17 protein-coding genes are annotated in these 17,795 nt (G+C 67.8%); 7 read left to right on the forward strand and 10 right to left on the reverse strand.

Going from position 1 to position 17,795, the window contains the following annotated elements; all coding sequences use genetic code 11:
• Nucleotides 1–87: 87 nt before the first annotated feature.
• The 3 genes from E9536_RS01085 to E9536_RS01095 all read left to right on the forward strand — a co-directional run bounded on the left by E9536_RS01085 (nt 88) and on the right by E9536_RS01095 (nt 4,171).
• A complete protein-coding gene (locus tag E9536_RS01085) occupies nt 88–1,860 on the forward strand; it encodes an iron ABC transporter permease (protein ID WP_021164063.1) in 1,773 nt (590 codons plus the stop codon).
• Entirely contained in the window at nt 1,853–2,920 is a 1,068-nt protein-coding gene (locus tag E9536_RS01090) for an ABC transporter ATP-binding protein (protein ID WP_027791442.1), read from the forward strand. The genes E9536_RS01085 and E9536_RS01090 overlap by 8 nt, the downstream gene beginning before the upstream one ends.
• Before the next feature lie 159 nt (nt 2,921–3,079).
• Entirely contained in the window at nt 3,080–4,171 is a 1,092-nt protein-coding gene (locus tag E9536_RS01095; protein WP_136469117.1) for a porin, read from the forward strand.
• A gap of 170 nt (nt 4,172–4,341) precedes the next feature.
• Here the strand turns inward: E9536_RS01095 and E9536_RS01100 are convergent, their stop codons facing one another.
• Nucleotides 4,342–5,307, reverse strand: coding sequence for a zinc-binding alcohol dehydrogenase family protein (locus E9536_RS01100; RefSeq protein WP_136469118.1), 966 nt, complete (start codon nt 5,305–5,307; stop codon nt 4,342–4,344).
• Nucleotides 5,308–5,353: 46 nt separating this feature from the next.
• On the reverse strand, nt 5,354–5,605 hold the full coding sequence (locus tag E9536_RS01105; RefSeq protein ID WP_059696293.1) for a hypothetical protein: 252 nt from the start codon (nt 5,603–5,605) through the stop codon (nt 5,354–5,356).
• 95 nt (nt 5,606–5,700) lie between these two features.
• Between E9536_RS01105 and E9536_RS01110 the strand changes: the two genes are divergently transcribed.
• On the forward strand, nt 5,701–6,492 hold the full coding sequence (locus E9536_RS01110) for a helix-turn-helix transcriptional regulator (protein ID WP_059683327.1): 792 nt from the start codon (nt 5,701–5,703) through the stop codon (nt 6,490–6,492).
• A gap of 29 nt (nt 6,493–6,521) precedes the next feature.
• Here E9536_RS01110 and hpaI read toward each other — a convergent pair whose 3' ends face one another.
• Genes hpaI through E9536_RS01145 form a run of 7 tightly spaced genes read right to left on the reverse strand, consistent with a single transcriptional unit; the run spans nt 6,522 to nt 12,425 of the window.
• Nucleotides 6,522–7,328, reverse strand: coding sequence for a 4-hydroxy-2-oxoheptanedioate aldolase (hpaI, locus tag E9536_RS01115; protein ID WP_136469119.1), 807 nt, complete (start codon nt 7,326–7,328; stop codon nt 6,522–6,524).
• Between the two features lie 12 nt (nt 7,329–7,340).
• Nucleotides 7,341–8,144, reverse strand: coding sequence for a 2-oxo-hept-4-ene-1,7-dioate hydratase (gene hpaH, locus E9536_RS01120; protein WP_136469120.1), 804 nt, complete (start codon nt 8,142–8,144; stop codon nt 7,341–7,343).
• A gap of 20 nt (nt 8,145–8,164) precedes the next feature.
• Complete coding sequence (locus E9536_RS01125; protein WP_027791434.1) at nt 8,165–8,557, reverse strand: 5-carboxymethyl-2-hydroxymuconate Delta-isomerase; 393 nt, start codon at nt 8,555–8,557, stop codon at nt 8,165–8,167.
• Between the two features lie 33 nt (nt 8,558–8,590).
• Nucleotides 8,591–9,439 (reverse strand): 3,4-dihydroxyphenylacetate 2,3-dioxygenase, encoded by an 849-nt coding sequence (gene hpaD, locus E9536_RS01130; protein ID WP_060372080.1) that lies wholly within the window; start codon nt 9,437–9,439, stop codon nt 8,591–8,593.
• 49 nt (nt 9,440–9,488) lie between these two features.
• Nucleotides 9,489–10,952: a 5-carboxymethyl-2-hydroxymuconate semialdehyde dehydrogenase gene (hpaE, locus tag E9536_RS01135; protein ID WP_059696297.1), complete on the reverse strand. Its 1,464-nt coding sequence runs from the start codon at nt 10,950–10,952 to the stop codon at nt 9,489–9,491.
• Between the two features lie 22 nt (nt 10,953–10,974).
• Nucleotides 10,975–11,739 carry a fumarylacetoacetate hydrolase family protein gene (locus E9536_RS01140; RefSeq protein WP_136469121.1) on the reverse strand — a complete coding sequence of 255 codons (765 nt, stop codon included), beginning with the start codon at nt 11,737–11,739 and terminating at the stop codon, nt 10,975–10,977.
• Nucleotides 11,736–12,425, reverse strand: a complete 690-nt coding sequence (locus E9536_RS01145) for a fumarylacetoacetate hydrolase family protein (protein WP_136469122.1) — start codon at nt 12,423–12,425, stop codon at nt 11,736–11,738. Before E9536_RS01145 ends, E9536_RS01140 begins: the two co-directional genes overlap by 4 nt.
• A gap of 152 nt (nt 12,426–12,577) precedes the next feature.
• Here E9536_RS01145 and hpaR point away from each other — a divergent pair, with 152 nt between their 5' ends.
• On the forward strand, nt 12,578–13,018 hold the full coding sequence (hpaR, locus tag E9536_RS01150) for a homoprotocatechuate degradation operon regulator HpaR (protein WP_021164054.1): 441 nt from the start codon (nt 12,578–12,580) through the stop codon (nt 13,016–13,018).
• Nucleotides 13,019–13,073: 55 nt separating this feature from the next.
• Here hpaR and E9536_RS01155 read toward each other — a convergent pair whose 3' ends face one another.
• Nucleotides 13,074–14,285, reverse strand: coding sequence for an SDR family oxidoreductase (locus E9536_RS01155; RefSeq protein ID WP_021164053.1), 1,212 nt, complete (start codon nt 14,283–14,285; stop codon nt 13,074–13,076).
• A gap of 646 nt (nt 14,286–14,931) precedes the next feature.
• Here E9536_RS01155 and E9536_RS01160 point away from each other — a divergent pair.
• Nucleotides 14,932–15,276: a DUF3564 family protein gene (locus E9536_RS01160; protein ID WP_027791429.1), complete on the forward strand. Its 345-nt coding sequence runs from the start codon at nt 14,932–14,934 to the stop codon at nt 15,274–15,276.
• A gap of 419 nt (nt 15,277–15,695) precedes the next feature.
• Entirely contained in the window at nt 15,696–17,591 is a 1,896-nt protein-coding gene (locus tag E9536_RS01165; protein ID WP_027791428.1) for a penicillin-binding protein 2, read from the forward strand.
• Nucleotides 17,592–17,795: the final 204 nt, after the last annotated feature.

A 17,795-nucleotide genomic window follows, 5' to 3' on the forward strand; every position in this document is an offset into this window, starting at 1 on the left:
GGCCGCCCGCCGCACGTCGCGCGGGCGGCCCCTTCCCCTTACCGACTTCCTTGAGGCGGCCATCCGGATGGCCGCAGGGGCGAACTCATGCTTTCAACCAGCACCCGCGGCACGGCACCGGCCGCACCACCCGCCGCCGGCCCGCGCGACGCCATTCCCGCGCTGCCGGTCAACAGCCTGCAGCCGCTCGCCGGCATGCTGCGCTGGATCGTCGTCGCGGTACTCACCATCGCCGTCGCACTGCCGCTCGGCTTCATCCTGTTCCAGAGCCTGCTGTCCGCGCCGTTCTTCGATGCGAACAAGACGCTCGGCATCGAGGGCTTCCGCTTCGTCTTCAGCGATCCCGACTTCTGGTCGGCCGTGAAGAACTCGTTCATCATCGCCGGCGGGATGCTGTTCATCTCGATCCCGCTCGGCGGCATCCTCGCGTTCCTGATGGTGCGCACCGACCTGCCCGGCCGCCGCTGGCTCGAACCGCTGCTGCTCACGCCCGTGTTCGTGTCGCCGATGGTGCTCGCGTTCGGCTACGTGGTCGCGGCCGGCCCGGTCGGCTTCTATTCGGTGTGGTTCAAGGAGCTGTTCGGGGTGCAGAACGTGCCCTGGAACGTGTATTCGATCTTCGCGATCACGGTGATCGTCGGCCTCACGCACGTGCCGCACGTGTACCTGTATTCGTCGGCCGCGCTGCGCAACCTCGGCTCGGACGTCGAGGAAGCCGCGCGCGTCACGGGCGCCCGCCCGTTCCGCGTCGCGCTCGACGTGAGCCTGCCGATGACGATGCCCGCGCTGCTGTTCGCCGGCGTGCTCGTGTTCTTCCTCGGCTTCGAGGTGTTCGGGCTGCCGCTCGTGCTCGGCGATCCGGAAGGCCACCTCGTGCTCGCGACCTACCTGTACAAGCTGACCAACAAGCTCGGCGTGCCGTCGTATCACCTGATGGCCGCGGTCGCGGTGTGCATCGTCGCGATCACGTTCCCGCTCGTGCTGCTGCAGCGCCGGCTGCTGAAGACGGCGAACCGCTTCGTCACCGTGAAAGGCAAGGCCGGCCGTACGACGGTGCTGCCGCTCGGCGTGTGGCGCTGGGTTGCGCTCGCGATCGTCGTGCTGTGGTTGATGCTGACCGTGATCGTCCCGATCTCGGGCATCGTGCTGCGCGCGTTCGTGACCAACTGGGGCGAAGGCGTCGCGCTCGCCGAGGTGCTGACGCTGTCGAACTTCATCGAGCTGTTCGAGCAGGACAACCTGGTGCGCGCGATCGTCAACACGCTCGGCATCGGCGTGATCGGCGGCGCGCTCGCGATCGGCTTCTACTCGCTCGTCGCGTTCGCCGGCCACCGCCGCCCCGACTGGGCGACCAAGCTGCTCGACTACCTCGTGCTGCTGCCGCGCGCGGTGCCCGGCCTGCTCGCCGGTCTCGCGTTCCTGTGGATCTTCCTGTTCGTGCCCGGCCTGCGCGAGCTGAAGAACTCGATGTGGAGCATCTGGATCGCGTACACGGTCGTCTGGCTCGCGTACGGGATGCGGCTCATCCAGAGCGCGCTGCTGCAGGTCGGCCCGGAACTCGAGGAAGCCGGCCGCAGCGTCGGCGCGACCCGCAGCCGCGTGTCGCTCGATGTAACGCTGCCGCTCGTGCGCTTCGGCCTGCTCGCCGCGTGGCTGCTGATCTTCATGATCTTCGAGCGGGAATACTCGACGGCCGTCTACCTGCTGTCGCCCGGCACCGAAGTGATCGGCGCGCTGCTCGTGTCGCTGTGGGCGACCGGCGCCGTCGACCAGGTCGCCGCGCTTTCTGTCATCAACATCGCGATGGTCGGCGCCGGTCTCGGCGTGGCCCTGCGCTTCGGAGTGAAACTTCATGGATAAGCTCATCGTCGACGACCTGCATCTCAGCTACGGCGCCAATCCGATCCTCAAGGGCGTGTCGTTCGAACTGAAGGCCGGCGAAGTCGTGTGCCTGCTCGGCGCGTCGGGCAGCGGCAAGACCACGCTGCTGCGCGCGGTCGCGGGCCTCGAACAGCCGTCCGACGGCCGCATCCAGCTCGACGAGCGCGTGTTTTTCGACGGCGCGCAGCGCGTCGACCTGCCCGTCGAACAGCGCTCGCTCGGCCTCGTGTTCCAGTCGTACGCGCTGTGGCCGCACCGCACCGTCGCCGACAACGTCGGCTACGGGCTGAAGCTGCGCCGCGTCGCGCCGGCCGAACAGAAGCGCCGCGTGCAGACCGCGCTCGACCAGCTCGGCCTCGGCCATCTCGCGGAACGCTTCCCGCATCAGCTGTCGGGCGGCCAGCAGCAGCGCGTCGCGATCGCGCGCGCGCTCGTCTACAACCCGCCGGTGATCCTGCTCGACGAACCGCTGTCGAACCTCGACGCGAAGCTGCGCGAGGAAGCGCGCGCGTGGCTGCGCGAGCTGATCGTGTCGCTCGGGCTGTCGGCCCTGTGCGTGACGCACGACCAGACCGAGGCGATGGCGATGTCCGACCGCATCCTGCTGCTGCGCAACGGCCGCATCGAGCAGGAAGGCACGCCGGCCGAGCTGTACGGCGCGCCGCGCTCGCTGTACACGGCCGAGTTCATGGGCAGCAACAACCGGATCGACGCGCGCGTCGCGGCCGTCGACGGCGAACGCGTGACGCTCGCCGGCGACGGCTGGGAGCTGCAGGCCCTCGCCCGCGACACGTTCGCACCGGGCCAGGACGCGCAGGCCGTGATCCGCCTCGAACGCGTGCAGGTCGCCGACGGCCCGGGCGCGAACCGGCTGCAGGCCGACCTCGTCACGTCGATGTATCTCGGCGATCGCTGGGAGTACCTGTTCCATTGCGGCGAGATGCGCCTTCGCGCATTCGGCCACGTGCCGCGCGCAGCGGGCAAGCACTGGATCGAATTCCCGACCAACGACTGCTGGGCGTTCGCGAAAGCGGGCTGACCCGCGCGCGGCGGCACGCTCGCCGTCGCGCACGCACACCGCGCACATCTCGTCATGTGATGACATGCCTTCCGGCGGACGTCTTCCGGCGTCTGTCGTGGGCTACTGCGCGCCGCATCCGTTTCACCCCAACCCACAAGAACCAAGGAGACACCGTCAATGAAGTCACGTGCAGAACGTTCGATTCGCACAGTAGTCCTCACGGGATCGGCCGCCGCGGCCTGCATCGCCGCACCCGCCGCGCACGCGCAGTCGTCGGTCACGATGTACGGGATCATGGATGCCGGCATCGAATACACGAACCACGCAGCGCCGGAGGGCGGCAGCGCGGTCAAGCTGAAGTCGGGCAACAAGAACACGTCGCGCTGGGGCCTGCGCGGCGTCGAGGATCTCGGCGGCGGGCTGAAGGCCGTGTTCCGCCTCGAAAGCGGGATCGACCTCGCGAACGGCGCGCTCGACGACGGCCCCGATTCGATCTTCGCGCGCCGCGCGACGGTCGGCCTGAAAAGCAAATGGGGCGAACTTACGCTCGGCCGCAACTACACCGTCACCTACGACTACATGCTGCCGTTCGACCCGATGGGTTACGCACAGAACTACTCGTGGGCCTCGGCATCGACGGCGACGGGCGGCCGCAAGGACGGCATGTTCACGCGCTCGTCGAACGCGGTGCGCTACGACGGCGAATTCAGCGGGTTCAAGTTCGGCGCGCTGTACGGCTTCGGCAACGTGCCGGGCAGCGTGAAGACCAGCTCCAAATACGATTTCGCGGTCGGCTACGAGAAAGGCCCGTTCGCGGCGGTGGTCACGTTCGACCGGCAGAACGGCGCGGCCGACAGCGTCACGCCGGCCGATACCGTCAACTACATCCAGGGCATCCACGCGGGCCTGAGCTACGACTTCGGCAACCTGAAGACGATGGCCGGCTATCGCAACTACAAGCGCACGTTCCGCACCACGGCGGCGAACCAGCTGAGCGACACGTACTGGCTCGGCGGCTCGTACCAGTTCACGCCGGCGTTCTCGCTGATCGCGGCCGTCTATCACCAGAACATCAAGGGCGGCAGCGATGCCGACCCGACGCTCGTGTCGTTGCGCGCGAACTACGCGCTGTCGAAGCGCACCGTGCTGTACGCGGCCGGCGCGTTCGCGATCGCGAAGCACGACCAGAAGGTCGGCGTGTCGCGCGATTTCGTGGGCTACGGCACCACGCAGGTCGGCGTCACGGCGGGGATTCAGCAGCGGTTCTGAGCTCGACGATACGGGCGGCGAGCGGTCTTCGAATCGCGCCGCCCGTCTTGTGCGGTTCATCGCGCGCGTGCCGCCCTGCATCGCATCCGCCGCGCGCATCAGCGTGACAACTGGCGATCGGCCAGCCTCCCGCACACGACGGCCGCACCCTCATCCGTGGCCCTTGCCGGTCATTCGCCGCGCATCGTGAACACCAGGCGAACGAGGCTGCTCGTATCGCTCCAGTGCTCGCCAACCGCCGACAGAGGCACCGTGCGCGTGTCGATCGTCAGCCCCGCCGGTCCGGCCGCGTCGAACACACCGCGCACCGACGCCAGCAAGCGCGGCAGCGACACGCTGCCGATGCCGCTGCCCATCAGTTCGATCGCGGTCGCCCGCAGCACCGCCCCCGGCAGCAGCACGTCCGCGCCACCGATCGAGCCGATCTGCACGAAACGCAGCCGGCGGCCCTCGGGGGTCGCCTTCGCGGCGGCCACCAGCAGCGTCTGCGCGCTGGCGCCCCACAGATAGTCGAGCACGACGTCCACACCCGCGCGGAAATGCGGTTCGAACGCGCGCGCCAGATGCGCGTCGTCCTGCTGCAACGACACGACGGCATCCGCGCCGGCATTCAGCAACGCCTGCAGCGCGGCCGCGTTGCGGCCCGTCGCGATCACCTTCGCGGCGCCGAGATGCTTCGCGATCCGAACCGCCAGCCGCCCCGACGTACCTGTCGCACCGTTGACGAGTACCGTCTCGCCCGCGACGAGCCGCGCGCGTTCGGTCAGCGCCGCCCACGACGACATCCCGGGAATCGCGATCGCCGCCGCCGTGACGTCGTCGAGCGTATCCGGCAGCGGCACGCACCGCGTATCGGGCGCGATCGTGCGTTCGGCCATCGCGCCGAACGGTGCTGGCGCGCCGAAGAAGTAGACGCGCTGCCCGTCGTCGAGACGACGGCCAACCCCGTCGACGCCAACGACGAACGGATAACGCCCGTCCGACGAGTAATGCGTGCCGGCCGCGCGCCCCTGCGCGATCCGGCTCAGCGCGGACGCCGTCACGTCGATCAGGCTGTGGCCCGGCATCGCGTGCGGCGCATCGAACTCCATATGAACGGGGCGCACGCCGGCGCCCGTCACGACTGCTGCTTTCATGACGACTCCTTGAATCGGGGATCTCGATCGACGGTCGCGGTGCGCATCAGCGTGCGTCGAGCCACGCGCGCAGCGCGGGATCGCGCACTTCCAGCACGTCGAACAGGCCGAGTGCCCGCAGCGCGGGCAACGCGTCGATCGTGTCGACTTCGGCGCGCGCCCGGTCGGCGGGCGTAGCGTTCGGGTCGGTCAGCACCCGCGCGTTGACCAGAAACGCGCCGACGGTTCCCTTGCGGATCGTCGTTCCGCCGGCATCGACTTGGTTGGCATGGTCGGGAAGCATCTGTTCGGCTCGCATCGTGTCGTACTCCGGTTGTTATCGATGGACGCAGTGTAGGCGTGCAAATTCGGCCGATCTCCGGTATAACGGCCATTCGATACCGATATCCGGCCATGTCCGATCCGCTCCTGCCCGCCCGCTTCGTCACGTCCGACGACGGCCCGTTCGTCGTCGCTGCCGTGCTGTCACAACGCGACCCGCGCGTGACGCCACCTCATTCGCATGCGCGCGGCCAGCTCGTCGGCGCGCTGAGCGGGTTGCTGACGATCGGCCTCGACGACCAGGACTGGGTCGTGCCGGCGATCCATGCGATCTGGATTCCACCGCATTGCCGCCATTCGTTGCATTCGTTCGGGCCGATTTCCGGCTGGTCGGCGTTCATCGCCGAAGCGCGCTGCGCGGCGCTGCCGGATACGCCGCGCGCGATCCGCACGACGCCGTTGCTGCGCGAAGCCGTGCAGCGCGCGGCGAGTTGGGAGGGTTCGGAGCTGGATGCTGCTCGAACCCGGATCGCCGACGTGATCCTCGATGAAATCGCGTCGTCGGAAGTCGAGGCGCTGGGGCTGGCGCGGCCGCAGGATCCGCGGCTGACGAGGATCACCGATGCGCTTGCCGCGGATCTCGCGGACAACCGGCGGCTGGAGGAATGGGCCGAATGGGCGGGAATCAGCGCGCGGACGATGAGCCGCCGCTTCGTGGCCGAGACGGGGCTGACGTTCGCGCAGTGGCGTCAGCAGGCCAGGCTGCTGCGCGCGCTGGAGAAAATCGCCGACGGCGTGCCGGTGACGACGATCGCGCTCGATCTCGGGTACGACAACGTGAGCGCGTTCATCGACATGTTCAGGCGGGCGTTGGGGACGACGCCGGGGAAGTATATGGAGGCGGGGCGGCACAGCGACGCATAGCGCCCTCTACCGTGCCGTCGGAAACCGGTTCAATACGTCCCGTCCCCCTTCTTGACCGCCTCGCCCCCTTTCCCCTTGAACTGCCCCACCAACCGCTCCGCACTCCTCGCCAGCAACGTCGTATCGACCCCGACCGCGACGAACAGTGCTCCCGCTTCCAGATAACGCCGCGCGGACGCCTCATCCGCGCTGAGAATGCCCGGCGCCTTGCCGGCCGCCTTGATCGCCCGGATCGCGCCATCGATCGCGGCCTGAACGTCCGGGTGCCCCGGATGGCCGAGGTGCCCGAGATCGGCCGCGAGATCCGCCGGCCCGATGAACACGCCATCCACGCCCTCGACCCGCGTTATCGCATCGATCGCGTCGAGCCCCGCGCGTGTCTCGACCTGCACGAGCACGGCCATCTCGTCGTTCGCGCGATGCAGGTAATCGCCGACGCGATTCCACCGCGACGCACGCGCCAGCGCGCTGCCCACGCCGCGAATCCCGCGCGGCGGATAGCGCGTCGCGGCCACCGCCGCACGCGCCTCGTCGGCGCTCTGCACCATCGGCACGAGCAACGTCTGCACACCGAGATCGAGCACCTGCTTGACGATCACCGGATCGTTCCACGGTACGCGCACGACCGGATGCGACGGATACGGCGCGATCGCCTGCAACTGCGCAAGAATCGTCGGCACCGTATTCGGCGCATGCTCGCCGTCGATCAGCAGCCAGTCGAAACCGGCGCCCGCGACCACTTCCGCGCTGTACGGATTGGCGAGCCCGAGCCACAGCCCGACCTGCGCGTCGCCGCGCGCGAGCGCGGCCTTGAAGACATTCGTCGGAATCTGCATCGTTCGCTCACCTCACTCGAAGTAGCACTGGATCGTCCCGAGCGGACCGTAGTCCACGCTGAACGTGTCGCCCGGCCGCGCCGCGCACGGCCGCGTGAACGAACCGCCGAGCACGATCTGCCCCGGCTCCAGCACGACGTCGAAGCGGGCCAGCCGGTTCGCGAGCCACGCGACGCCGTTCGCCGGATGGTTCAGCACGCCGGCCGCGACGCCCGTTTCCTCGACCACGCCGTTACGCGACATGATCGCTGCGACCCACCGCAGGTCGACGTCCTGCGGCTTCACGGGCCGCCCGCCGATCACCACGCCCGCGTTCGCCGCGTTGTCGGCGATCGTGTCGAACACCTTGCGCGGCCGTTTCGTATCGGGGTCGATCGACTGGCTGCGCGCGTCGATGATCTCGAGCGCGGGCACCACGTAGTCGACTGCGTCGTACACGTCGAAGATCGTGCAGTCCGGGCCGGTGAGCCGCTTGCCGAGCACGAACGCAAGTTCGACTTCGACGCGCGGCACGATGAAGCGCCCGGTGGGGATCGTGCCGCCGTCGGCAAAGAACATGTCGTCGAGCAGCGCGCCGTAGTCGGGTTCGTCGATCTGCGACGTGTTCTGCATCGCCTTCGACGTGAGGCCGATCTTGTGGCCCTTCAGCGTGCGGCCTTCCGCGAGCTTGAGGGCGACCCACGCGCGCTGGATCGCATACGCGTCGTCGATCGTGATGTCGGGATGGTCGAGCGAGATCTGGCGGATCTGCTTGCGCTCGCGCTCGGCGTCGTGCAGACGCTGCGCGAGCTGGTCGATGAGGGCGGTTTCGAGCATGGTCGGATCGGGAATGGGGTTCAGCCGGCCCGCTTGTAGCGGGCGTGGATGTTGTTGTGCTTGTACGAGCCGCTTTCGCTGAACTCGGTCAGTTCCATCGACAGCGCGAGGTACCGTTTCGCGTACAGTTCCGCGAAATGCGCCTTGATCGCGTCGAACAGCGCGTCGCACGCGGCCTTTTTCTGCGCGTCGCTGCGGCCCGAGCCGATCTTCAGCGTCACGTGCACGAACGCATCGTCTTCCGTGCCGTCGGCTACGCAGTAGTCCTGCAGTTCGATCGCGCGCGAGCGGATGCCGCCCGTCGGGAACACGCCGCCCTGCGCGATCAGCGTCGCGTTGATCGTGCGCAGCAGCGCGGGAATGCGTGCGTCGTCGCGGATGTTCGCGGTGTATTCGACGACGATATGTGGCATGGCGGGTCTCCAGTCGAGTGCGTGGCGCGGTGCTCAGGCCACCGGAAAGATCGCATTGATCTGCCCGGTACCCGAACTCGCGAAATAGTCGGTGACGATCTCGACGGGTTTATCGTAGCGATCCCAGCCGAGCAGGCCGAGCAGCATCGCCGTGTCGTGCATCCCGCCTTCGCCGTGGCAATGCGTGTTGTACTCGGGCAGCATCGCGCAGAAGGTCTTGAAATCGCCCTGCTTCCACAGCTCGACCACGCGCAGGTCGACCTGCCGGAAGAATTCGCGGCTGATCTGGTGGATCGAATCCTCGGGGCTGCCGTTGTCGTTGAAGCGGTGCGACAGCGAGCCGCTCGCGAGGAATGCGACGTTCGAATCGCTCTTTTCTATCGCCTCGAGCAGCGCCTCGCCGAAGCGCCGGCTTTCGTCGAGCTGATGCCACATGCACCAGCCGGCGATCGACACGACCTTGAAGTGCTGGTCGGCGTTCATGTAACGCATCGGCACGAGCGTGCCGTATTCGAGTTCGAGGCTGTCGATCTCGTGTGCGCGCGTCGCGACGCCGCGCGCGCTGGCCGTCTCGGCGATCAGCCGGCCGAGCGCCGGGTTGCCCGGATACGCATACTCCATGTCGCGGATGAAATGCGGCAGCTCGTTGCTCGTGTACGTGCCCGCGAATCGCGCATTGCAGTTCACGTGATAACCGGCGTTGACGAGCCAGTGCACGTCCGACACGACGATCGTGTCGACGCCGAGCGCGCGGCAGCGCTCGCCGATCAGTTGATGGCCGCGGATCGCCGCCTCGCGGCAGCCGTGATGCCTGCCGGGCAATTCCGACAGGTACATCGACGGCACGTGCGTGATTTTCGCGGCGAGGGACAGTTTGCCCATCGTTCAAGTCTCCGTTTGGTTCTTTCGTGCTGCAGACGTCCCGCGCCCGTCACACGCCCCAGCGCGGAATGTGGTGCGAACCCATCGAGATGCACACGTTCTTGATCTCCGCGAACACCTCGAAGCTGTATTCGCCGCCCTCGCGCCCGGTGCCCGATTCCTTCACGCCGCCGAACGGCTGGCGCAGGTCGCGTACGTTCTGGCTGTTCACGAACACCATCCCGGCCTCGATGCCGCGCGCGAGGCGATGCACCTTGCCGACATCCTGCGTCCAGATGTACGACGCAAGGCCGTACGACGTGTCGTTCGCGAGCCGCAGCCCTTCTTCCTCGTCCTCGAACGGAATCAGGCACGCGACCGGCCCGAAGATTTCTTCCTGTGCGACGCGCATCCGGTTGTCGACGTCGGCCAGCACGGTCGGCCGCACGAAGTTGCCGTTGCGCAGGTGGTCGGGCAAGCCCGCCGGCTTGTCTGCGCCGCCCGCAACCACACGCGCGCCTTCCTGTTCGCCGATGCGGATATAGCCCGTCACCTTTTCCCAGTGCTGGCGCGTGATCATCGCGCCGAGGTTCGTGGCCGGATCGGACGGATCGCCGACCACCAGGTTGTTCGCGCGGCGCGCGAATTCCTGCACGAAGCGGTCGTAGATCGTGCGCTGCACGAAGATCCGCGAGCCGGCCGTGCAGCGTTCGCCGTTGATCGAGAAGATCGTGAACAGCGACGCGTCGAGCGCGCGGTCGAAATCGGCGTCGTCGAAGATCAGCACCGGCGACTTGCCGCCGAGTTCCATCGAATACTTCTTCAGGCCCGCACGCTCCATGATCCGCTTGCCGGTCACCGTACCGCCGGTAAACGACACCGCACGCACGTCCGGATGGCGCACCAGCGCGTCGCCGGCCGTCGCGCCGTAACCCTGCACGACGTTGAGCACGCCCGGCGGGATGCCGGCTTCGAGCGCGAGGCGGCCGAGCTGGTCGGCCGTCAGCGGCGACAGCTCCGACATCTTCAGCACGGCCGTGTTGCCGAGCGCGAGGCACGGCGCCGTCTTCCACGTCGCGGTCATGAACGGCACGTTCCACGGCGACACCAGCGCGCACACGCCGACCGGCTGGTACAGCGTGTAGTTCAGCATCTGATCGTCGACCGGATAGGTGCGGCCGTTCATCTGCACGCACACTTCCGCGAAGAAGTTGAAGTTCTCGGACGCGCGCGGTATCAGCTGCTTGCTCGTCTGTGCGATCGGCAGGCCGGTGTCCTGCGTCTCCAGCGCCGCGAGCATCGGCACGTTCTTCTCGATCAGCTCGCCGAGCTTGCGCATCAGCTTCGCGCGCTCCTTGGCGGGCGTGTTCGCCCATTTCGGGAAGGCTTCCTTCGCGGCGCGCACGGCCGCATCGACTTCGGCCTCGCCGCCCGATGCGACGTCGGTGATGACTTCCCCCGTCGCGGGATTCAGCGTCGTGAACGTCTCGCGGCTCTCGACTTCGCGGCCGTCGATCCAGTGCTTGATGGTCATGCTCTCTCCTTGGGCGACGGGCTCAGCCGGCGCGATAGTAGTCTGCTTCGCCGACGATCGTGTTCACGAGCCGGCCGATCCCTTCGATCTCGGTCACGACCTCGTCGCCCGGCTTCGTGTCCGCCAGCCCCTCGGGCGTACCGGTCAGGATCAGGTCGCCCGGCGAGAGCGTCATGAAACCGCTGATGTGCTCGATCAACGCCGGCACGTCGAAGATCATGTCGCGCGTGCTGCCGCGCTGCGTCTCCCGGCCGTTCACCGTCGTGCGCAGCGTCAGGTCGCCCGCATCGCCGATCTCGTCGCGGCTGACGAACCACGGCCCGAGCGGCGTGCAGGTGTCGCGGTTCTTCACGCGCAGGTTCGGACGGTAGTAGTTCTCGAGATAGTCGCGGATCGCGTAGTCGTTCGCGACCGTATATCCGGCCACGTAGTCGAGCGCCTGCGCGCGGCTCACGTTGCGCGCGGGCCGGCCGATCACGACGGCCAGCTCGCACTCGTAATGCATGTGGGTGGCGTCCGCCGGGCGCACGGTGCGCGACCGGTGGCCGATGAACGTGTTCGGCCCCTTCAGGAAGATCAGCGGTTCGCTCGGCGCCTTGAACGCGAGCTCCTTCGCATGGTCGGCGTAGTTGAGGCCGAGCGCGAACGTGGTGCGCGGCGCGACGGGCGGCAGCCACGCAACCGCGTCCTCGGCAACGACCCGCCCCGTATCGAGACGGATCGCGCCGTCGCCGGCCGGTTCGGCCGCATGCAATGCGCCGTTGTAGATCACGCGTGCCATCTTCATCGTGTTTCCTCCGCGATCAGCGTGTGCCGCAAGGTACCGATGCCGGCGGCGGCGATCTCGACGGTGCTGCCCGCGCGGGCGCGCGGTGCGCCGCCCGCGACGCCGAGCAGCAACACATCTCCCGCGTCGAACGACATGAAGGCCGTCACGTCGGCGATCAGTTCGCGCACGGAGCGGATCAGCGTGGCCGTCGAGGCGGACACGGCCACCTCGCCGTCGATCCGCACGGTCAGGCCGATCGTGTCGACATTGCCAAGCGCGGCGGCCGGCACGATGGCCGGGCCCATCGGGCAGAACCCGTCGCGGCACTTGAAGCGCACGGCGGGACGGTAGTAGTCGGGATGGGGGACCGACACGTCGCTGGCGAGCGTGAAGCCGTGAAGGTAGTCGAGCGCCAGCGCGGCCGGCACGCGCGTCGCGCGCCGGGCGAACACGACGGCCACCGACGCGCCGATCTCCAGGGAGTCGACGCCGGCCGGCACGACGACGGTCGCGCCGTCGGCCGCATGCGTGTTGGCGGGCTTGATGTACAGGATCGGCGCCTGCGGCGGGCGGCCATAAGGCGGTGCGTTCACGGCATCGCCGAGCGCGTCGAGCGCCGCACGCTCGTTGAGCAGCGCACCGTAGACGGTACCGATGGCGACCGGCAACGGCGGCGCCGCGGCGGTCATGCAAGACAGCTCCATGCGTCATTCCCCTGCCGCGCGTCGCGGCGCATCGTCAATACTTAACATCTTAAGTAAACAATCGAACGCTGGCAACCTCGATTACCCTGATACGCGAAATTCACGCCTTTCGGCTGTTAAGATTGATGCGTCCCCGTCCACTGCTCACCCCGATGAACCGTACGCTCGACCATCGCAACCTGGCCATGCTGCTGCTCGAGGCCCGCGAAACGCTGATGGGTCTGTTCCGCCCCATTCTCAAGGAATTCGCGCTGACCGAACAGCAATGGCGGATCATCCGCGTGCTCGACGGCGAACCGGCGCAAGCGCTCGAAGCGGGACAGATCGCGCGGCGCTGCTGCATCCTGAGCCCGAGCCTCACGGGCGTGCTGGAACGGATGGAGCGCGACGGCCTGATCACGCGCACGCGCGCGCAGGAAGATCAGCGCCGGCTGCTGGTGAGCCTGACGCCGCAAAGCAGGAAACTGGTCACGGAAATCGGCCCGCGGATCGACGAGCAGTACCGGCAGCTCGAATCTCGGTTCGGCGAGGACGGCCTCGAAGACATCTATCGCGCGCTCGACCGGCTCATCGAGCTCGGCGGCAACACGTGATGACGGCCCCCGTTCCCGCCAGCCGCGGGAACGGGGGCCGGTGCGGCGCGGGCGGTCAATGCACTGCGCCGCGCATCAGCTCGGTCACGGCCACGCCGCGCGACGTGCGCATGCATTCCTCGACGTAATCGATGAACGGCAGCGGCTCGAAATCGATTTCGTCGCGCACGCGACGGTTGTCGAACACGCGATCGACCGTCGCGAATTCCCCGCAGCGCTGCAACGCCCGGCCGATCACGCGCTCGAGTGCCGGATCGGTTCGCCCGAGCACGTCGCGCACCACGAGCGGCAATTCGGCCGGCGCACACGCCGCGTAGCGCGGTGCGCCGGTCATCCCCGCCGCCTCGTCCATCGCACGCACGATCTGCGCGACCTGCGGCGCCTCGTCGCCGGCCGACACGTGATACAGGTCGTGTGCGAGCGTCGGCTTGACGGCCAGCAGCATCGTCGCGCGCGCCACGTCGTCGACCGACACGATATCGATGCGCGTCATCGGTCGCGCGGTGAAGCGGCGTGCGGCATGCGCCAGCCGGAACATCCAGAACGAATTCGGCGCGGGCCGCGTACCGAGCACCGTGTGGCCGACCACATGCGACGGCCGCACCACGACGAGCGGCAGCCCCAGCGCACGCAGGCGCTGCTCGGTCTCCGCCTTCGCGTGCAGGTAGTCCGCGGCGAGCACCGCGCCCGGCAGGCCTTCTTCGTCGCGCGCGACGTCGTTCGCCGCGTCGCCCGCCGCCTCTTCCTGCACGATCCCGCCACGGCCCGCATGCGCGTAGGCCGTGCCGACGTAGACGAAGCGCAGCAGGCGCGGCGCCCGTGCAAAACGCTCGGCGAAGCGCACCGCATCGGCGATGTCGGCCCGCAGGTGCGCGCCGTCGGCCGGCGACGCATGGCCGGCGCAGTGAATCACGTGCGTCGCGGCGGCGAGGCGCGGTGCGTCGGCGCCCTGCCACACGTCGCCGAGCGCACCGACGATCACGTTCGCGTCGGTCAGGCGCGACGCCCAGTACGGCGCCAGCCCCGCGCGCAGCGCCGCTTCGCGCAGCCGCGCGACGGCATGGCCGCGATCCTGCGCGCGCACGACGCAGACGATGCGGTCGAGCAGCCCCGCATTGACGAGCGCCGTCAGGACGGTACTGCCGATGAAGCCGGTTGCGCCGGTCAGCACCAGCCGCCCGACGTTCGCCGCCGCGACCGGTGCGCTGGCCGGCGACACGAGGCTCGTCCGCCAGTTGAGCGACAACGCGGTTTTCCAGATCAGCACGATAGTCTCCTTCGAAGAATCGGCCGGGCGGCGCGGCGCCCGCGGTTGCGGGCTGCGCACGGCTCACCGGCCGGGCCGGGGCCTGACGCGCGCCCCGGCAGTCCCGATCGGGCGTGCGGCCCGCGATCGCGTCGATCGCGTCTCTGGCACGAGGCGGCGGCAGCCGCCGAGGACGGGCGTCCGCGGCACTGGATCGGGAATATCTCAGTGTGGGGCCCGACCGCAGGCAAGTCTGTCCCGAAAGTTTCGTGAAAGTGTGCCGATTTGTATGCGATTGTCGGAGTCTGTCGTCCAGCAATGCAGTCGGAACGCCGCAACTTCCGGTCGCGCCACCCTCCGGCATGGCGGAACCGCGTCGGCCGGCCCGGTTTCCGCGGCCGGTCGCGCGCGACAGATCGACGCGCCTCGCGGCGATGTCATCCCATGTCTCGAAGATCGACCGGGCCCTGATCGGCGCCGCGATCGCCGTTAGGCGTGTGCCTGCGCGCGCTGCCGGAATAACCATGAATCGTCAGACGTCGTTTCATCTGAAACCGCAATGAACTCAATTCGGATTTATTGAGGATTATCACTTGCGTTTCACACCAGTCTATCTAGACTGATCAAGTCAAAACGGTCGAATGTTCATTTTTTGGAGACGATCACAATGCGCCTCACCATTCGGATTAATGGCAGCGAATCAGCAACCCGAAACTCGTTCGCGGTACTGTGGGTCGACACCGACGAAGGACTGTGGTCGCGCGAGGCACATCAGGGCATCGATCTTCCGGCCTGGGGCAAGGTCCGCGACGTCGAGGGTGCGATGGCGCTCTGCGCGGCTGATGGCGGGAATGCCGTGTGCCAGTTGAAGGGACTGTCGTTCGGTGCGACCCAGCGCGAACAGGGCTCCGCCGTACTCGCCGGCAATCACCCCGGTGCATGGCGGCTGCAGGCGGTCGATCGCTGCACGAGCGAGCCGGAATACCGGGAATTCATTTCCGTCACCCGGTAGAAATGATCGACGTAATTCGTCTGCGGTTTTCGGGTTTATTCCGGTTTCAGTGATATTCATTTCGATATTCAGTATTAGCGGCGCCCCTTTTCGGGGCGTTTTCATTTTCTGGTGCAAATAAATAATCGCGAGCCGGGCAATTGACCGCGCGCTGGGGGAGCGGTCGGCATCGATTGTCCAGGAGATCGTGTGAGCGGATCGATACGCGCAGAATCGGCCGCCTTCAATCGCCTGCTGCGTCGGTGAAGCTCCGCTTCCGCCCTCTTTTCGTACGCCCTGTTCCGCCCTTTGCCGGATCGCCGATTTGCGGCTTTTCACGGGGCCGGAACATACTTTCCCCACACGGCGTTTACTCATTTATTACAATCGCATTATTCAGACTGACTCGCCGCCCTCCGGCGGCCCGACCCGGCCATTGCATGAGCGTGAAAAAGAAGACCCACCCCGCCGATCCGTACGCGGCCGCGACCAAGAACCCGATGCTCGCGTCGCGCCTGCCAATGTGGCGCTCGAAGCTGATCGTGATCATCGTGTTCCTCGCGTTCGCCGCGCTGATCGGCCGCGCGTTCTGGGTGCAGGTCGCGAACAAGGAGTTCTACGTCGGCCAGGGCCAGAAACGCTACCAGCGCACGATCGAGCTCGACGCGACGCGCGGGCGCATCGTCGACCGCAACGGCGCGATGCTCGCCGTCAGCCTGTCGACCTATGAAATCTGGGCGAACCCGAAGCAGGTCGCCGACACCGACTACCCGCAGATCTCGAAGCTGCTCGACATGCCGCTCGTCGAGGTCAAGCGGCGCCTCGGCAACGACAAGACGTTCGTGCTGCTCAAGCGGCAGGTCGACGCCGACACCGCAGGCAGGCTCGACAAGCTCGCGATCGACGGCATCACGCAGATCGCCGATTCGAAGCGCTTCTACCCGGAAGGCGAATCGGCCGCGCACGTGGTCGGCTTCACGAACGTCGAGGACAAGGGCCAGGAAGGCGTGGAGCTCGCGGCGAATGCGCGCCTGTCGGGCACGTCCGGGCAGCGCGAGGTGATCCGCGACCGGCTCGGCCGCATCGTGTCGGACACGCGCCCGCTCGTCCCGGCGCAGCATGGCGCGACGATCGAGCTGACGATCGACCGCCGCATCCAGCAGCTCGCGTTCAGCCAGCTCAAGGCGGCCGTGATCGAGAACAACGCGGTGGCCGGCAGCGTCGTGGTGCTCGACGCGCAGAACGGCGAGATCCTCGCGCTGGCGAACTACCCGACCTTCGACCCGAACGACCGCGCGCGCCTCACCGGCCAGCAGTTGCGCAACCGCGCGGTGATCGACACGTTCGAACCGGGCTCGACGATCAAGCCGCTCGTCGTCGCGCTGTCGATCGACGAACGCAAGGTCACGCCGAACACGATCATCAACACGTCGCCGGGCACCTACAAGATCGGCCCGGCCGTGATCCACGACACGTCGAACCACGGCTCGCTGACGGTCTCGCAGGCACTGCAGAAGTCGAGCAACGTCGCGCTCGCGAAGCTCGCGCTGAACCTGCCCGCCGAAACGATCTGGAACAAGTACCAGGAATACGGGATCGGCCGCGCGCCGGAACTGACGTTCCCGGGCGTCGCGTCGGGCCGGCTGCGCGGCTACAAGCGCTGGCGGCCGATCGAGCAGGCGACGATGGCATACGGCTACGGCCTGTCGATGTCGCTGCTGCAGATCGCACAAACCTATACGGCCTATGCCGGCGACGGCACGCTGCACCCGGTGTCGCTGCTGAAGAACGGCACCGACCAGCAAACGATCGACGCGCATCGCGGCCACCGCGTGACGTCGCCGCAAACGGCCGCGTCGATCCGCTCGATGCTCGAAATGGCGGTCGGCGAAGGCGGTACGGGCCGCCGCGCGCGCGTCGACGGCTACCGGATCGGCGGCAAGACCGGTACCGCGCGCAAGCAGGTCGGCGCGACCTATGCGAAGGGCAAGTACCGCGCGCTGTTCGCGGGGATGGCGCCGATGAGCAACCCGCGCCTGATCGTCGCGGTGATGATCGACGAGCCGCGCGGCAAGGGCTACTACGGCGGCACGGTGGCCGGCCCGGTGTTCGCGTCGGTCACGAGCGGGTCGCTGCAACTGCTCGGCGTGCCGCCCGACGCGCCGGTCGAGCCCGAGAAAACGCCGCCGGCGAAGCCCGCCGCGCCGCAGAAGACGGTGGCCGCGCCGCAAGCGGCTGCGCAAACCAGGACGGCTGCGGCACCGAAAACCGCCGCACCGCTGAAGACTGCCGCGCCGTCGAAAGTCCCGGCGCAGCCGGCCACCGCGGCCGGATGAGCGCGGCACGTCCTCGCGACACGGCGCCCGCCGGCGCGCGCGGCACACCGGCGGCCCCCGGCCGCCACGCATTTCCCCGCCATCGGGCACTGTCCCACTTTCTAGGAACGCCGCGCATCATTTGAGCGTTCCCGCTCGCTCCTCCTACAATTTTTCCGCGTGTCGGGCAGCCCTGCCCGTGCGCGCGACTACAAAAAAGGAGAG

It is taken from the genome of Burkholderia sp. LS-044 (genome assembly GCF_004803625.1).
In the GTDB taxonomy this organism is placed as follows: domain Bacteria; phylum Pseudomonadota; class Gammaproteobacteria; order Burkholderiales; family Burkholderiaceae; genus Burkholderia; species Burkholderia cepacia.

Bases quoted from the DNA above. Each gene is read 5' to 3' on its own strand.
- E9536_RS01085 (WP_021164063.1), top strand. From the start codon at position 88: ATGCTTTCAACCAGCACCCGCGGCACGGCACCGGCCGCACCACCCGCC.
- E9536_RS01090 (WP_027791442.1), top strand. From the start codon at position 1,853: ATGGATAAGCTCATCGTCGACGACCTGCATCTCAGCTACGGCGCCAAT.
- E9536_RS01095 (WP_136469117.1), top strand. From the start codon at position 3,080: ATGAAGTCACGTGCAGAACGTTCGATTCGCACAGTAGTCCTCACGGGA.
- E9536_RS01100 (WP_136469118.1), bottom strand. From the start codon at position 5,307: ATGAAAGCAGCAGTCGTGACGGGCGCCGGCGTGCGCCCCGTTCATATG.
- E9536_RS01105 (WP_059696293.1), bottom strand. From the start codon at position 5,605: ATGCGAGCCGAACAGATGCTTCCCGACCATGCCAACCAAGTCGATGCC.
- E9536_RS01110 (WP_059683327.1), top strand. From the start codon at position 5,701: ATGTCCGATCCGCTCCTGCCCGCCCGCTTCGTCACGTCCGACGACGGC.
- hpaI (WP_136469119.1), bottom strand. From the start codon at position 7,328: ATGCAGATTCCGACGAATGTCTTCAAGGCCGCGCTCGCGCGCGGCGAC.
- hpaH (WP_136469120.1), bottom strand. From the start codon at position 8,144: ATGCTCGAAACCGCCCTCATCGACCAGCTCGCGCAGCGTCTGCACGAC.
- E9536_RS01125 (WP_027791434.1), bottom strand. From the start codon at position 8,557: ATGCCACATATCGTCGTCGAATACACCGCGAACATCCGCGACGACGCA.
- hpaD (WP_060372080.1), bottom strand. From the start codon at position 9,439: ATGGGCAAACTGTCCCTCGCCGCGAAAATCACGCACGTGCCGTCGATG.
- hpaE (WP_059696297.1), bottom strand. From the start codon at position 10,952: ATGACCATCAAGCACTGGATCGACGGCCGCGAAGTCGAGAGCCGCGAG.
- E9536_RS01140 (WP_136469121.1), bottom strand. From the start codon at position 11,739: ATGAAGATGGCACGCGTGATCTACAACGGCGCATTGCATGCGGCCGAA.
- E9536_RS01145 (WP_136469122.1), bottom strand. From the start codon at position 12,425: ATGGAGCTGTCTTGCATGACCGCCGCGGCGCCGCCGTTGCCGGTCGCC.
- hpaR (WP_021164054.1), top strand. From the start codon at position 12,578: ATGAACCGTACGCTCGACCATCGCAACCTGGCCATGCTGCTGCTCGAG.
- E9536_RS01160 (WP_027791429.1), top strand. From the start codon at position 14,932: ATGCGCCTCACCATTCGGATTAATGGCAGCGAATCAGCAACCCGAAAC.
- E9536_RS01165 (WP_027791428.1), top strand. From the start codon at position 15,696: ATGAGCGTGAAAAAGAAGACCCACCCCGCCGATCCGTACGCGGCCGCG.